This window comes from Enterobacter cloacae complex sp. P13B (assembly GCF_014895915.1).
Taxonomy (GTDB): Bacteria; Pseudomonadota; Gammaproteobacteria; order Enterobacterales; family Enterobacteriaceae; genus Enterobacter; species Enterobacter bugandensis.
This window is the reverse complement of record NZ_JADBQN010000081.1, coordinates 1-382: the sequence shown is the minus strand read 5'-3', so window position 1 is coordinate 382 and position 382 is coordinate 1. Positions and strand designations below refer to the sequence as shown.

General features: G+C 60.5%; 1 protein-coding gene. It reads right to left on the bottom strand.

Annotated elements, in window-relative coordinates:
- Window positions 1-382, bottom strand: a 382-nt coding sequence (locus IM273_RS21835; protein ID WP_193055625.1) for an Ig-like domain-containing protein, incomplete at both ends; no start/stop codon positions are given.

Here is a 382-nt window from a genome sequence, read left to right as displayed (position 1 = left end):
GTCCTGCAACCGGGTTCTCGTGGGCGTCTTTCACCGTCACCCTGACGCGCGTGGTGTCCGTCCCGTCTGCCGCGGCGTTATTGTCGATCACCTCCAGCGCGCTGACTTTTGCCGTGCTGCTGTCAGCCGTGAACGTCACCAGAACAGATTTTGCGTGTAACCAGTTATCGCCAATGGTCGCGTTTACCTGAAACTCCCCGGCCTTCAGGCTGGTCTGACTGACGGTGACGGTACCATCCTTCCCGGTCTCTGCCGTTGCCGGAATGATGACGCCGGTTCCGGCATCAAAATTCACCACCTGCCCGGCAACCGGGTTCTCATGGGCGTCTTTCACCGTCACCCTGACGCGCGTGGTGTCCGTACCGTCTGCCACGGCGTTATT